Origin of the sequence: Pseudomonas sp. 50_B (assembly GCF_017491625.1) — a bacterium.
Classification (GTDB): domain Bacteria; phylum Pseudomonadota; class Gammaproteobacteria; order Pseudomonadales; family Pseudomonadaceae; genus Aquipseudomonas; species Aquipseudomonas danubii.
Genome location: NZ_JAFGYX010000008.1, coordinates 215,166 through 229,796 on the forward strand (window position 1 = coordinate 215,166; position 14,631 = coordinate 229,796).

The window sequence follows — 14,631 nt, forward strand, 5'->3', positions numbered from 1 at the left end:
GTATTGTTTTAAGTAAGCAGCGTAGGCGTGTTTATGGCCACAAACGGGACTTGTTACCTGGCAGAGGTGTTTTTCCGCTTATGATCTAGCCTAGAAAATACGCCTGCTGAAACGTTTAATCTAGCAAGTTTGCTAAGTTACTCGATAATCTCGGCGCCTTGAAGTCCTTCCGCTCGATGGCCGGTTCCGACGTTGGTCGCCTGCCCAGATCAGGTAGGATTGGCGAAAATGTCGGGGCAAGCACCAAAAACAAGGAAATCCCGGGTTGAAACTCAGTGATATCGCTCGCCTGGCCGGTGTGTCCGTTACCACCGCCAGTTACGTCATCAACGGCAAGGCCGAACAACAACGCATCAGCAACGCCACCGTGGAACGGGTGCGCGCGGTGGTGGAGGAACACGGCTTCACCCCCAACCCCCAGGCCGCCGGCTTGCGCAGCCGGCACACCCGGACCCTGGGGTTCATTCTTCCGGACCTGGAAAACCCCAGCTACGCGCGCATCGCCAAGCTGCTGGAGCAAGGCGCCCGGGCCCGGGGCTATCAATTGCTGATCGCCAGCTCCGACGACGCACCGGACAGCGAGCGGCAATTGCTCCAGCTGTTTCGCGCGCGGCGTTGCGATGCGCTGTTCGTCGCCAGCTGCCTGCCGCCGGAAGACGACAGCTATGAGCAATTGCAGGCCCAGGGCCTGCCGATCATCGCCATCGACCGGGTGATGCCGTCCGAGCTGTTCTGCTCGGTGATCAGCGACGACCTGCACGCCAGCCTGCAGCTGACCCAGAGCCTGCTTGAGCCCGAGCCCAAGCAGATCGTGCTGATCGGCGCGCGCCCGGAACTGAGCATCAGCCAGGAACGCGCCGCCGGTTTCCGCCAGGCCCTGCAAGGCTTCGGCGGTGAGGTGCTGATCGAGCACGGCGAAGCCTTCAGTCGTGATTGCGGCCGGCAGTTGATGGAAGAGTTGCTACAGCGCCTGGGGCACCTGCCAGATGCCCTGGTGACCACCTCCTATGTGCTGCTGCAGGGGGTGTTCGACGCTTTGCACGACTTCCCGCTCAAATCCCGGCCGCTGCGCCTGGGCACCTTCGGTGATACCCAGTTGCTGGACTTCTTGCCGCTGCCGGTCAACGCCATGGCCCAGCAGCATCAACTGATCGCCGAAAAAGCCCTGCAACTGGCCCTGGCCGCCATCGAAGAAGGGCAATACCAGCCCGGCGTCCAGGCCATCGCCCGGACCTTCAAACAGCGCATCCGGCAGGCCTGATCCGTGGAACTGATCGACACCCACACCCATCTGGATTTTCCGGATTTCGACGATGACCGTGAGGCGCTGCTGGCAGACAGCCGCGCCCGGGGCGTCTCGCGAATGGTGGTGCTGGGGGTCTATCAGGCCAATTGGCAGCGGGTCTGGGACCTGGTGCAGAGCGATGCCAGGTTGTACGCGGCCTTTGGCCTGCACCCGGTCTATCTGGACGCTCATCAACCCGCCGACCTCCAGCAACTGGAGGACTGGCTGACGCGATTGGCAGGGCATCCCCAGCTGTGCGCGGTGGGCGAGATCGGCCTGGATTACTTTCTTGCGCAATTGGACCGCGAGCGCCAGCAATCGCTGTTCGAGGCCCAGTTGCAGCTGGCGGCGGACTTTCACTTGCCCGCCCTGCTGCACGTGCGGCGCAGTCACGCCGCGGTGATCGCCACCTTGAAGCGCTTCAAGCTCAAGCGCGGCGGCATCATCCACGCCTTTGCCGGCAGCCGCGAGGAAGCCCGGGAATACATCAAGCTGGGGTTCAAGCTGGGCCTGGGCGGCGCCGCTACCTGGCCTCAGGCATTGCGCCTGCGCAAGGTCCTTGCCGACCTGCCCCTGGACTCTGTGGTGCTGGAGACCGACTCGCCGGACATGGCGCCCGCCATGTTTCCCGGCCAGCGCAACAGTCCGCAGCATTTACCGGCGATCTGCAGCGCCCTGGCAGACATCATCGGTATCGCTCCCGAGCAACTGGCCAGGGCCAGCACCGGTAATGCCTGCGAGCTGTTCGGCTGGCCCTCAGGCACGCCGTAACGATCGCCTCCTCCCAGGTCAGACGCGGAAAGCCCCAATCAGCTGTTTCAACTGCACCACCTGGGCCGACAGCTGGCGGCTGGCATCCTCGGTCTGGTGCGCGCCTTCGGCAGTGCGTTCACCGGCGCGATTGATCTCGACAATGTTCTGGTCAATGTCGTGGGCCACTGCCGTCTGCTGCTCTACGGCGGCGGCGATCTGCTGGTTCTGGTCGACGATCATGCCTACCGCACCCAGGATGTTTTCCAAGGCCTGCTGAACCTTTTCCGACTGGTCGACCGTGCCATTGGCCATGGCGTGACTGCTGCCCATGGCCTTGACCGCCGCGCCGACGCCGCCGTGGAGCTTGCCGATCATTTCCTCGATTTCTTCGGTGGATTGCTGAGTGCGCTTGGCCAGGGTCCGCACTTCATCGGCCACCACGGCAAAACCCCTGCCTTGCTCGCCGGCGCGGGCGGCCTCGATGGCGGCATTCAGGGCCAGCAGGTTGGTCTGTTCGGCAATGCTCTTGATCACTTCCAGCACCCGACTGATGGACTGGCTGTCGCTGGCCAACTGGTTGATCACCCGCACCGACTGATCGATCTCACTGGCCAGGCGAGCAATGCTGTCTTGCTGGGACTCCACCAGCCCACGGCCGCTGATGGTTTCGTCGTTGACGCTGTGGGCACTGCTGACCGCCGCTGCCGCGCTGCGGGCCACTTCCTGGGAGGTGGCGGACATCTGGTTCATGGCCGTGGCCACTTGTTCGATCTGGCTGCGCTGGCCAGCCACGGCCTGATTGCTCTGAGCCGAGACGCTTTCCACCTGCCCAGCCTGGCGCTCAACTTCGCTGACGGTATGGCCGACCCGTTCGATCAGGTCGTGGATCTTGCGCACCGTGCCGTTGAACACACTGCCCAGTTCGCCCAGCTCATCACGGCTGTGGGCGGTGAAGGTGACGGTCATGTCCCCCGCCGCCACCTTGTCCATCATCGCCCCCAGTTGGCGCAGGGTGGTGCGGGTGGAGGCATAGAAGCCGCCGTACAGATAAACGATGGAGAGAAACACCAGGGCCAGGGCCGCTACCAGCAGCACCATGTGGCTGCGGTTCTGCTGCAGGCGTTTTTGCAGCTCGACATCAAGGAACTTCAAGGTGCCTTCGTTGAGTTGATAGGTCTGCGCCATCAGGCTGCTGATCTGGTCGTAGAACCCCTGCCAGGGCGCGTCCAGGGTATCGGCCATCACCACCTGCTCTTCGAACAGTTCGCTGGCCTGCTTGAGGCTGCCTTTGCTGGCACTGGCCAGGCTGTCCAGGGCGTCGTGGGCGGCGCGGCTGGAGCCCAGGGCATCCTGCAGCTTGAGTCCGTACTCGGCCTGAAGCTTTTCGATCTGCACCAGCAGCTCGTCGAAGCGGGTGCTGGATGAAGAGTTGAGAAAACCCTGGCCCAGGGAATAGGCGCCCATGGCACGGCCCTCGCCGAGGGTTTGGGTCACTTGCGGGGTGATGCTGGTGATCAGGTCGCTGAGCTGGCGGATGTCGCCCTGGCCATCGCGGCTCAGGCCCGACTGGCTGGCGATGATCTGGCTGAACAACTGCGCGCTGCCCAGGAGCTTGCCGATCAGCCCGCTTTTGTTCAGCAGCGAGCTTTCCACCTGCTGGGCCTTGAAGGCCGCCACCAGCTCGTCGCGCTTGGCGTTGAACACCTCGACCTGCTGGGGATCGACGGTGACGGCCTCAAGAGCCTGCATGCGCTCGAGCACGGACTTTTCCAGGGCGACTATCTTGCCCTCCAGATCCCCTGCCTTGCCGGACTGACCAAGGCTGGCGTTGATCTGCACCAGGTTGTTGAGGGTCTCCAGGTCCCGGCGCAGGGCCAGGCTGCTGCCCAACAGGTCGAGACTTTGCAGTTCGACCCGGGTGCCCTGGAACTCCCGGTAGGAGTCGCGTACCAGATAGAAGTTGGTCACCAGCATGGGCACAAAGAACAGCACGCTGATCAGGCTGAACTTCATGCCGAAGCTCAGGCGGTTCATCAGCGCGACAGCGGGATAGAGCAAGCTCTTCACAAGGAAGTCTCCCTTTTCTTTTATTGTTATGGGCCGGCAGGCGAAGGCAGCAGAAAGCCACTATTCGGCGCTCCGTCTGTATAGCTCAATTTCGGGGGAGGTTTTGTAACTTAAAGTTAACCGCGCATGGGCGGTGGATCGGGGCGGTGGATCGAGCCCCTGGCCCCGGCTGGCGCAGCGAGCCAGACTGGCTCGCTGCGCCAGGGGCACAGATTCAGGCGAGAACGGTCCACAGGGCAAAACCGGCGTACCAGAGCACGGCCGCCCGCAGCTGCAGCTCCCAGATGCGGTCCAGGCTATTGATGCCTTCGGGCCCGGCCAAAGGCGGAGGAATCTCGGCGGCCACCAGGCCGACCTTCTCTACCAGTTGCGCGGCGCTGATGTGCCAGTTGAGCAACTCGTGGAGCATCACCCGGCTCACGGCCACGAAGTTGCCCACCAGGGCGAAGCTTGCCGCCAGCAGGCGCACCGGCAACCAGTCGAAGGCATGGCGCAACTGCGCCGCACGCTCCACCAGAGCGGGATTCTTGCCGTGCTCGGCAGCCAGCGCCAGCAGGCGATAGCTCAAGGCCGCCACCGGGCCCAGCAGGAAGTACCAGAAGATCACCACGAAGAAGCTCTGGAAGGCCTGCCACAGCAGATAGCCCTGGACCCGTTCGAGCAGTTGCTCGCCATTGTCGGCGTCAATGTTCAGGTCACGCTTGGCCACATGCACTGCTGCTTGCAAGTCTTCACGGCGCCAGGCATCGCGAAACGGCCCGAGGCCACCGAGCAGATCGCCCCGGCCCAGAGCATAGATCACCACCAGCAGATGCACCGGCAGGGCCAACAGTCCATAGGTGACCGGCTCCAGCACCAGCAGCAAGAGACCGAGCAAGGCTACCGGCAGCAATACCAGCACCAGCAACAGGCACCATGGATGCCCCGCCAGACGCGGGCGGGCCTCCAGCCGCGCCAACTCCTTGAGCCACCAACCGTCGCGCTGCACCCGCTGGCGCAAGGCCGAGAATTTCTCGATCCACACCGCCAGCAGCAACACCAGAAAACTCATTGTCCTTCTCCCTTCTCCAAGGCGGCACGATAACGTGCCCAGTCAAAAGCCTGGCCCGGGTCGGTCTTGCGCCCGGGAGCGATGTCGCTATGACCACAAATCCGTTGTGGCGTGATGGCGCAGAAAGCCGCCTGTAATTGTTTGGTCAGGGCACTCAGGGAACGGTACTGGGCGTCGGTGAAGGGCAATTCGTCAGTGCCCTCCAGTTCGATGCCCAGGGAAAAATCGTTGCAGGTGTCCCGCCCCTCGAAGCTCGACACTCCGGCATGCCAGGCCCGATCCAGACAAGAGACAAACTGAGTGACCGCGCCGTCACGTTCGATCAGAAAATGCGCAGACACGCGCAAGTCGGCGATCCCGGCAAAATAGGGATGCTCTGTGACATCAAGGCGATTCTGGAAGAATTCCTGCACCTTGCCGGTGCCGAACTGCCCCGGCGGCAGACTGATGTTATGAATCACCAACAGGGATATCTCGCCTGCCGGGCGTTCATTGAAATTGACTGACGGGCAGTGCCGTACGCCGTGACACCAACCCGTGGCAGGGTCCAGCCGCATACCGATTCCTTCAACTAAAGCCTTGAGTGGCCCAGTATGCCGCGTTACCCCCTCGGGTTGCGATCACTTGCCGTGATTGAGTCGCTGCAGATTGCCGATCACCGATTCCAGGGCCCGATCGAACAGCAAGGTATCGTCCAGCGCCCGCACCGCGCCGCGATGAAACTCCAGGGCCAGGCCCATGCGCGTGCGCTCCAGGACTTTCAGTCCGGTGCGGTTGACGAATACGTACTTGGCCACGGGATGGGGAACAATCGCCGCCAGTTTGCAGCGCAAGGTATTGTCCTCGTCCTCCTGAAACTCGACCCAGGCCCCCAAGCGCAGTTGCTCCACTTGCAACACACCGGGGTCATTGGCCGGCAGAGCCAGCGGAGCGGCCTCCAGGGGGCCTTCTTCGGCGCTGGGCAGAACGATCTCCTGGGCCACCACGATCAGATCGCTACGCTCGGCCCCCAGGGGCACCACTCGCTGTTGCGGTGCCTGGGCTTCACGCTCGAATGCCTGCAGGTGCAGAAGCTCCAGCTGACTGAAGAATTCGCTAGTGGCAAAAGGATCGAAAGCTGCGCTGCTCAAACCGTCTCGCAGGCCCTTGAGCAGTCCCGGCACCACGGCCAGCAGGCGCATTGCAGTGTCCGGCTGCTCGTGGCGTTGCACACTCCAGATCAGCTCGCGCATGACGCCCTCAGCAGTGCGCCATTCGGCAGAGTCATCACCGTGCTTCAGGCAACTGAGCAACAGCACCTGGCTCCAGGCATCGCGAACAAAATCCACCACTGTGTGCGGCAGCACCTTGCCCAGCAGCGCTTCATTGAGCGCCTGTTCCACCCGCCGTCTCGCCAGCTCAGCCTTGGCCCGCCCCTCCTCCGCGTCTCGGGTGCGCTGCTCCAGCAACTCGGCACGACGTCGTTCGTCGGCGGTAAAGGCGAGAAAATCGGCCAGCAGCTCGGAAAAGATCGCCGGGTCGTCGGTGAATTCGCTCAGCAGGCGTTGCACCACTTGTTCGATTCGCAGATACAGGCTATCGCGCTGATGGTCATCGCAGCCGCCCCAGCCCATCGCTGCGGCAGCGATTTCATTGAGCAGGCGCCGCGCCGGGTGGTTGCCGCGACTGAAGAAGCTCTTGTCCAGCACCGCCACCTTGAGCATGGGAATCTGCAGGCGGCCGATCAGCGCCTTGAGGGACTCCGGCAGGTTACGGTCGTCAAGGATGCACTCGAAGAGCATGGCGATCAGGTTGATCACATCCTCGTCGGCAACATCCACGACCCGGGACTTGCCGCTCTTGACGCTGACCCGGGTGAGCAGTTGTTCCAGCTGATTGCGCAGGTCGAAATCTTCCTGGGCACTGGGGGCCGGCACGTATTGCTGCAGATGGGACAGCAGACGCATGAGATCACGGGTCGAAATCGGTTGGGTTTCAGCGCTGGGCTCAAGGGTCGGGGCAACGCTGCCGCGCACATGCAAAAGCAGTGTCTGCAAGGCCGCGAAGACTTCCTGCACGCTCTCGTCGAGCGGGCTCTGACCCGGTTTGTGCGCACCGCCATCGGCAATGGCGGTCTGGGCTTCAGCCTGGGCTCGATCCGAGGCCCGGCGCGCCGGGGCCGGCATCAGCTCCGGCAGGATTCCAGTGGCGATCAACAGTTGGTTGGCTTCGCCATAGAGCAGTTCGGCATCGCTGAGCACGTACCGCTCGAACAGCTTGAGGATGATCAACTTGACCTTGATCTCCACCCCCAGGCTGCGTCCGGACTGGAGGAAGTACTCACAGAGCAGCGCCGGAGCCAGAGGGTTTTCCGCATCCGCCAAGCGCCGGCCCAGCAGTACGCCCAGGCGCGCCGTCAGTTGCCCGAGGGCGAAGCCGTCCCGGTTGAGAACCTTGGCCACCATGGCATCCACGGCCACGGTCTTTTCCAGATCATCCCGGGAAGGGTCAAGAGAAGGGTCGTAAGCCACCGTATGGGGAATGACCAGGGCCGGGTCGTACTGCACCAGGCCGGCGAAGGCTTCGAAAAACTTTTCCAGAAAACCGCGTTCGATGCTTTTGCGCTTCAAGCGCAGATCGCGCATGGCCTCAAACAGAGTGTTCTGCTCGACATTGTTCTGCGCCCGATCGGCCATTTCGAACAGCGTGTCGTCGGCGTTATCGAACAGTCCCTGTAAACCATGACGCAGCTGCTGGGCGGCCTTGTCTCGAACCTGAAGCAGGATCACCGGCAGGCGGGCAAGCGGCGAAGCGGTCGCCTGATCTGTAGCCGCCTTGTGCAAAGGCACTACATTCCCGTCGTTGTGCATCCAAGCCTCCTGGAAAGGTGTTTCTTCGGTTCGAAATCAAGGTTCAGTCAAGCCGACGGCGCTCACAGTCGGCTCTCAGCGGAGGCAAATGCATTCCACTGCACTTTATTTAAGGGGGAGCCAAAGACACGTCAAAGCTATGACGTCAATTACAAGTCATATTATCTTGTAAAAGCCCCCTCTTGCGCCAGCAGACTCTGCCGCCTATCCGGAAATAACCCTCAGGCAAACAAGAAAAATCACTCCAGCTCATCAGACAAATCGACGAAAGACAGGTTCGTCAAAGACTCGCCGAGATTTGCCACCTTGGGTTCGCCGATCCCATGCCCCTATAATCGGCGCACTTAGTTTGTGGAGCCCGTTATGCCGAATCTACGCCTCGCCGACCTGACCGCCGAAATCGAAGCCAACGTGCGCCGCGCGTTGCTGGAGGACATCGGCAGCGGCGACATCACCGCGCAACTGATCCCGGCCGAACGCCTGGCCAAAGCCACCATCATCACTCGCGAAGCGGCGGTCGTCGCTGGTACAGCCTGGGTGGATGCGGTGTTCCGCCAACTGGACCCGCGGGTTGCCGTGCACTGGCAAGTGGCTGACGGCGAGCGGGTGGTACCCAACCAGGCGCTGTTCCACCTGGAAGGCCCGGCCCGCTCACTGCTCACCGGCGAACGCAGCGCTCTGAACTTCCTGCAACTGCTGTCCGGCGTGGCCACCCGCGCCCGTTATCTGGCCGACTTTGTCACCGATACCCAGGTCAAGCTGCTGGATACCCGCAAGACCCTTCCCGGCCTGCGCCTGGCACAGAAATACGCGGTTACCTGCGGCGGCTGCCACAACCACCGTATCGGTCTGTATGACGCCTTCCTGATCAAGGAGAACCACATCGCCGCCTGTGGCGGCATCGCCCAGGCCATCAGCGCCGCCCACAAGATCGCCCCGGGCAAGCCGGTGGAAGTGGAAGTGGAAAGTCTTGGGGAGTTGAAGGAGGCCCTGGCAGCCGGAGCCGACATCATCATGCTCGATGAACTGAGCCTGGACGACATGCGCGAAGCCGTGCGCCTGAATGCCGGCAAGGCCAAGCTGGAAGCCAGCGGGGGAATCAACGAAAGCACCTTGCGCCCGATTGCCGAAACCGGGGTGGACTACATTTCCATCGGTGCCATGACCAAGGATGTGAAAGCCCTGGACCTGTCCATGCGGCTGAGCATCTGATCCATGAAAAACGCCAGCCTGATTAAGGCTGGCGTCGGGCTCAACTGTCGATCTCGTTGAGCTGCAGATAATCCTCAAGGTCCATGCCCAGCGCTTCAGCAACCTCCTGATGCACCTCCAGGCGCATAGCCTTCAGTTCCTCCGGTGTCTCGGCCACCAGATCGAGCACCAGTTCCCACGGCTCGATGCCGCGAGACTCTGCCTCGTCCTCAAACGCCCATTGCGCTTGCTGCTTCTGTTCTTCGGGGCTCAGGGCGCTGATTTCCTCTTGCAAGGAAGGCGTGGCAGCCAGGTACCGTTCAAGCGCTACGTCGATTCTTGCCTCTTTAGGAATCATCTCGTTCTCTCTGATCATGGGAATGGAAGATGGATCTGGATCGTTGGGATCTCTCTGCCGCAAAAAACCGTTACAACCGTCGATTTATCTGGCCTTCAGAACCATTCGGGATCATCTGAAAACAGCATGCTGGTACTCAGACAGCAACCGAATATAGGACCTTTGGGCAACGATTTATATGACCTGATGCACCGATGAGCGAGAAATCGGCGGATTTCCGGGCCGTCACCAGACACAGACTCGCCAGAAACCTCAGGAAACCAGGTTGATCAGCCGGTCGCTGTTCCTTTTCTCAAGCAAACGCCTGCCTTGCCCAGTTCGAAAAATCTTCTGAGATTTTCCAGGATGTCGTACTGCTGAACTGTCCCATCGCGGGCAATATTCATTTCAGCCTTGGTCACCCACAAGTGCCCTTCCTTGCTTTGATTAGGAATAACGGAGAGCACGATATTGAACTTTGTAGCCTCAGGAGGGGTCCCGGCTGACTTAGGTTCATAAAAATTGAAAGTCAGCTGGTTATCGCCATCGGGTGAGACGCTTTGCGCACTGACAACAGGCAGTCCAGCCTTCGAAGCAGTTGGAAAATTAGCCGAGAACAACACATTTGTGCCTCGTACCTCTTTGGTTATTTCCAGATAATATTGTTCAGTATCTTTCACATTCGCCGGAGTCGTGCACTCTTCACCCTCCATTGCAAAATACTGCCCCTCAAACTTATACGTAGGCGCCTTCTCGCAGGCTGCAAGGGCCAGCGACACCGCGCCGATCAACGCCAACTTCCACTTCTTCACACTGAACACTCCATGATTCCGGGGCGCCATTATGGGCAATGCCGTTCGCTGGCACCACCTGATTCATGAGCGGCATCAAGTAGCCGCATAAGCAACTAAGTACGACTTCCATCCCACCACGAAAGTATTGACCTCAGATGCCAACGGCAAAACTGCCAGAGGCACGATAGGCACTAGCGAATACAAAGAAACGAAGTTTCGGTTCGGCTTACTACCTACCTGCTGTAAGCAGTCTTTAAAAAGCGCCATTCAACAATCAACTACAGGGGGTAGCCAATTAAATAGAAAAGCACATCCAGTAACCCGCAGAATAAGCCATGACGACTATCAATAATGAGTTATGGATACTACCCGTGAACTCAACATAGATTAAACCTACCCGACGGCACTCTTAAAAACGTATCTTTCGAGGGCGCTCATTCAGCACAAGATGGACTTTGCTGGAGGGGCCATACACTTGCAAACCGCTCCAAACTCGATATCTGGTGCCGGTGACAGGAATCGAACCTGCGACCTTCGCGTTACGAGTGCGCTGCTCTACCGACTGAGCTACACCGGCGTGGACTAAGACCTAGCACCCGCACCCTGGACCAGCAACCAAGAAGCCTTGCCGCACATAGCAAAACGCCCCGAACCAGTCGGGGCGTTTGCTTGTTCAGCGTAAGGCTAAAAGGCGATTAAACGCCCGAAGCTTTGGCTGCTGCCACGTCTTTGATGGACAGCTTGATACGGCCGCGGTTGTCCACGTCCAGTACCAGCACTTCCACTTCCTGGCCTTCCTTCAGGATGTCGGTGACTTTCTCAACGCGAGCGTCGCTCAGCATGGAGATGTGCACCAGACCATCCTTGCCCGGCAGGATGTTGACGAAAGCGCCGAAGTCGACGATGCGCTCAACCTTGCCGACGTAGATCTTGCCGATCTCGGCTTCCGCGGTGATGCCCAGAACGCGCTGACGCGCGGCCTCTGCAGCTTCCTTGGTTTCGCCGAAGATCTTGATCGAACCGTCGTCTTCGATATCGATCGACGCCTTGGTTTCTTCGCAGATCGCACGGATGGTGGCGCCACCTTTACCGATGACGTCACGGATCTTGTCGGTGTCGATCTTCATCGCGATCATGGTCGGTGCGTTGGCCGACAGCTCGCTACGGGACTGACCGATGATCTGGTTCATCTGGCCGAGGATGTTCAGGCGAGCTTCCAGGGCCTGGCCCAGGGCGATCTCCATGATTTCTTCGGTGATGCCCTTGATCTTGATGTCCATCTGCAGCGCGGTGACGCCTTTGGCGGTACCGGCTACCTTGAAGTCCATGTCGCCCAGGTGGTCTTCGTCACCCAGGATGTCGGTCAGGACGGCGAACTTCTCGCCTTCTTTAACCAGGCCCATGGCGATACCGGCAACCGGCGCCTTCATTGGTACACCAGCGTCCATCAGCGCCAGGGAAGCACCGCACACGGAAGCCATGGAGCTGGAACCGTTGGATTCGGTGATTTCCGATACTACGCGGATGGTGTAAGGGAACACGTCAGCGGCTGGCAGCATGGCCTGGACCGAACGACGGGCCAGACGGCCGTGACCGATTTCACGACGACCAGCGCCGCCCATGCGACCACACTCGCCCACCGAGAACGGAGGGAAGTTGTAGTGCAGCATGAAGGGGTCTTTCTTCTCGCCTTCCAGGGTGTCCAGCAGCTGTGCGTCACGGGCAGTACCCAGGGTCGCAACCACCAGGGCCTGGGTTTCGCCACGGGTGAACAGGGCCGAACCGTGAGTCTTCGGCAGGACGCCGACTTCGATGTTCAGCGGACGTACAGTGCGAGTGTCGCGGCCGTCGATACGTGGCTTGCCGTTAACGATGTTTTCGCGAACGGTGCGGTATTCGATCTCGCCGAAAGCGGCTTTGACGTCGGCAGCCGAAGGCTGGCCTTCTTCACCGGAGAGCTTGGCGACCACCTGGTCTTTCAGCTCGCCCAGGCGAGCGTAACGATCGGCCTTGACGGTGATGGTGTAAGCCTGGGAGATGGCTTCGCCGAACTCGGCACGGATAGCGCCCAGCAGTTCGGTGGCTTCTGGGGCAGCAGCCCAGTCCCAGGTAGGCTTGGCAGCTTCGGCGGCCAGCTCTTTGACAGCCTTGATCACCGACTGGAATTCGTCGTGGGCGAACAGTACAGCGCCCAGCATCTGGTCTTCGGTCAGCTCTTTGGCTTCCGACTCAACCATCAGCACGGCTTCTTCGGTACCGGCCACAACCATGTCCAGGCTCGAAGCAGCCAGTTGTTCGTAGGTTGGGTTCAGCAGGTAGCCGGTGCTTTCGTGGAAAGCCACGCGAGCGGCGCCGATCGGACCGTCGAAAGGAATGCCGGAGATCGCCAGGGCAGCCGAGGTACCGATCATCGCAGCGATGTCCGGATCGGTCTTCTTGCTGGTGGAAACCACGGTGCAGACAACCTGCACTTCGTTCATGAAGCCTTCTGGGAACAGAGGGCGGATCGGACGGTCGATCAGACGCGAGGTCAGGGTTTCTTTCTCGGAAGGACGGCCTTCACGCTTGAAGAAACCGCCAGGGATCTTACCGGCAGCGTAAGTCTTTTCCTGGTAGTGAACAGACAGAGGGAAGAAGCCCTTGCCTGGATCGGCTTGCTTGGCGCCAACCACGGTCACCAATACGCTGACGTCGTCGTCAACGGTGACCAATACTGCGCCGGAAGCTTGACGGGCGATACGGCCAGTCTCGAGGGTTACGGTCGACTGACCGAACTGGAATTTTTTGATTACCGGGTTCACGGTGTCCTACCTTCTTTGTGGCTCTTGGGGAAACTTGATTCTTGCGAAATTCTTGGGCAATGCGGGGAATCGGCCCAGCCTTTATTGTCCAGGTAAAACGGTGCAGCAGATAAAACTTGAGGCTGGGAGCCTGCCATACGCCGGCGGAAAAACCGCTGACGCATGGCAAACAACCAACCTCATAGCGCAATCGCTGATTAGCGACGCAGACCCAGACGACCGATCAGGGTGCTGTAACGGCTCAGGTCTTTGCCTTTCAGGTAGTCCAGCAGCTTACGACGCTGGTTTACCATGCGGATCAGGCCACGACGGGAGTGGTGGTCTTTACCGTTGGCTTTGAAGTGACCTTGCAGTTTGTTGATGTTGGCGGTCAGCAGTGCAACTTGCACTTCTGGCGAACCAGTGTCACCAACAGCTTGCTGGTAGTCGGTTACGATCTGAGCTTTTTCTTCAACGCTGAGTGCCATGTGGGCAATCCTTATATCAGGAAACTGTTCAAGAACAGTTTCAACAGGCCAGGGACAAATCCCTGTATCTATAAATGAGTAGTGACCGTGCCTGTTAACAGCCACCCTCGTCCGGTCATTCTGACCGAATCAGTCGACGCGGCGCGATGCGCCCGTCTTCGCTCACTTCACCGATACCGATGAAGCGACCGTTGTGATCCTGTACCCGCACCATGCCGAACTTCGGTGCATCCGGGGCACGTACCGGCTGGCCATTGAGCCAGTAGAACGCGCTGTGCTCCGAGAACTGCAGCAGTGGCCAATCCAGCAGGCCGCTGTCCGATGGCATCAGGAAGCGATCTACCGCTTCATTGCCGCCTTCGGCGTGCACGGCTTCAAGCTCTTCCAGGGTGACCGTCTGGGCCAAGCTGAAAGGTCCGGCCTGGGTCCGTCGCAGTTCTGCAACGTAAGCACCGCAGCCGAGCTTTTCACCAATATCTTCCACCAGGGTGCGGATATAGGTGCCTTTGCTGCAGTCCACCGCCAGGCGCGCAGTGTCGCCTTCAAAGGCGAGTAATTCCAAGCGCGCAATAGTAACAGAACGCGGTTCGCGCTCCACCACTTCCCCTGCACGAGCCAGTTTGTAGAGTGGCTGGCCATCACGCTTGAGGGCGGAGTACATCGGCGGTATCTGTTTGATTTCGCCGCGAAATTCCGGCAATACCGCTTCGATATCGGCACGACCAACGGTCACTTCGCGGGTCTGCAAAACTTCGCCTTCAGCATCCGCGGTGGTGGTGGTCTTGCCCAACTGCGCCAGGGTTTCGTAACCCTTGTCGGAATCGAGCAGGTATTGCGAGAACTTGGTGGCCTCACCGAAGCACAGCGGCAGCACACCGGTGGCCAGGGGATCGAGGCTGCCGGTGTGACCGGCCTTCTCGGCATTGAGCAACCAGCGGACTTTCTGCAGCGCCGCATTGGAGGTGAAGCCCAGCGGCTTGTCCAGGAGGATGATGCCGCTGACGTTACGACGGATACGCTTGACCTGAGCCACCGC

Annotated in this window: 12 protein-coding genes and 1 tRNA gene; 3 read left to right on the plus strand and 10 right to left on the minus strand. The window is 60.2% G+C overall.

Going from position 1 to position 14,631, the window contains the following annotated elements; all coding sequences use genetic code 11:
- Positions 1-265: 265 nt before the first annotated feature.
- Both cra and J5M73_RS14080 read left to right on the plus strand, forming a co-directional pair.
- On the plus strand, positions 266-1,261 hold the full coding sequence (gene cra, locus J5M73_RS14075) for a catabolite repressor/activator (protein ID WP_102861097.1): 996 nt from the start codon (positions 266-268) through the stop codon (positions 1,259-1,261).
- A 3-nt stretch (positions 1,262-1,264) separates the two neighbouring features.
- Positions 1,265-2,056 carry a TatD family hydrolase gene (locus J5M73_RS14080; RefSeq protein WP_102861096.1) on the plus strand — a complete coding sequence of 264 codons (792 nt, stop codon included), beginning with the start codon at positions 1,265-1,267 and terminating at the stop codon, positions 2,054-2,056.
- 18 nt (positions 2,057-2,074) lie between these two features.
- Here J5M73_RS14080 and J5M73_RS14085 read toward each other — a convergent pair whose 3' ends face one another.
- The 4 genes from J5M73_RS14085 to J5M73_RS14100 all read right to left on the minus strand — a co-directional run bounded on the left by J5M73_RS14085 (position 2,075) and on the right by J5M73_RS14100 (position 8,005).
- A complete protein-coding gene (locus J5M73_RS14085) occupies positions 2,075-4,105 on the minus strand; it encodes a methyl-accepting chemotaxis protein (protein WP_102861095.1) in 2,031 nt (676 codons plus the stop codon).
- Positions 4,106-4,319: 214 nt separating this feature from the next.
- On the minus strand, positions 4,320-5,156 hold the full coding sequence (gene ampE, locus J5M73_RS14090; protein WP_102861094.1) for a regulatory signaling modulator protein AmpE: 837 nt from the start codon (positions 5,154-5,156) through the stop codon (positions 4,320-4,322).
- The gene (gene ampD, locus J5M73_RS14095; RefSeq protein ID WP_102861093.1) at positions 5,153-5,713 is read right to left on the minus strand and encodes a 1,6-anhydro-N-acetylmuramyl-L-alanine amidase AmpD; all 561 of its coding nucleotides are present in this window, start codon (positions 5,711-5,713) and stop codon (positions 5,153-5,155) included. Before ampD ends, ampE begins: the two co-directional genes overlap by 4 nt.
- Positions 5,714-5,776: 63 nt before the next feature.
- Complete coding sequence (locus tag J5M73_RS14100; protein ID WP_102861092.1) at positions 5,777-8,005, minus strand: DUF1631 domain-containing protein; 2,229 nt, start codon at positions 8,003-8,005, stop codon at positions 5,777-5,779.
- Positions 8,006-8,368: 363 nt separating this feature from the next.
- Between J5M73_RS14100 and nadC the strand changes: the two genes are divergently transcribed.
- A complete protein-coding gene (nadC, locus tag J5M73_RS14105; RefSeq protein WP_102861091.1) occupies positions 8,369-9,217 on the plus strand; it encodes a carboxylating nicotinate-nucleotide diphosphorylase in 849 nt (282 codons plus the stop codon).
- A 40-nt stretch (positions 9,218-9,257) separates the two neighbouring features.
- On the opposite strand, the gene J5M73_RS14110 is transcribed toward nadC, so the two are convergent.
- The 6 genes from J5M73_RS14110 to truB all read right to left on the minus strand — a co-directional run bounded on the left by J5M73_RS14110 (position 9,258) and on the right by truB (position 14,628).
- Complete coding sequence (locus J5M73_RS14110; RefSeq protein ID WP_047283892.1) at positions 9,258-9,554, minus strand: DUF6388 family protein; 297 nt, start codon at positions 9,552-9,554, stop codon at positions 9,258-9,260.
- Between the two features lie 269 nt (positions 9,555-9,823).
- Positions 9,824-10,345, minus strand: coding sequence for a hypothetical protein (locus tag J5M73_RS14115; protein ID WP_102861089.1), 522 nt, complete (start codon positions 10,343-10,345; stop codon positions 9,824-9,826).
- A 483-nt stretch (positions 10,346-10,828) separates the two neighbouring features.
- Positions 10,829-10,904: transfer RNA gene (locus J5M73_RS14120), tRNA-Thr, on the minus strand.
- A 118-nt stretch (positions 10,905-11,022) separates the two neighbouring features.
- A complete protein-coding gene (gene pnp / locus J5M73_RS14125) occupies positions 11,023-13,128 on the minus strand; it encodes a polyribonucleotide nucleotidyltransferase (protein WP_102861088.1) in 2,106 nt (701 codons plus the stop codon).
- A 197-nt stretch (positions 13,129-13,325) separates the two neighbouring features.
- Positions 13,326-13,595 carry a 30S ribosomal protein S15 gene (rpsO, locus tag J5M73_RS14130; RefSeq protein WP_011059205.1) on the minus strand — a complete coding sequence of 90 codons (270 nt, stop codon included), beginning with the start codon at positions 13,593-13,595 and terminating at the stop codon, positions 13,326-13,328.
- Between the two features lie 115 nt (positions 13,596-13,710).
- Entirely contained in the window at positions 13,711-14,628 is a 918-nt protein-coding gene (gene truB / locus J5M73_RS14135) for a tRNA pseudouridine(55) synthase TruB (RefSeq protein ID WP_011059204.1), read from the minus strand.
- Positions 14,629-14,631 lie beyond the last annotated feature (3 nt).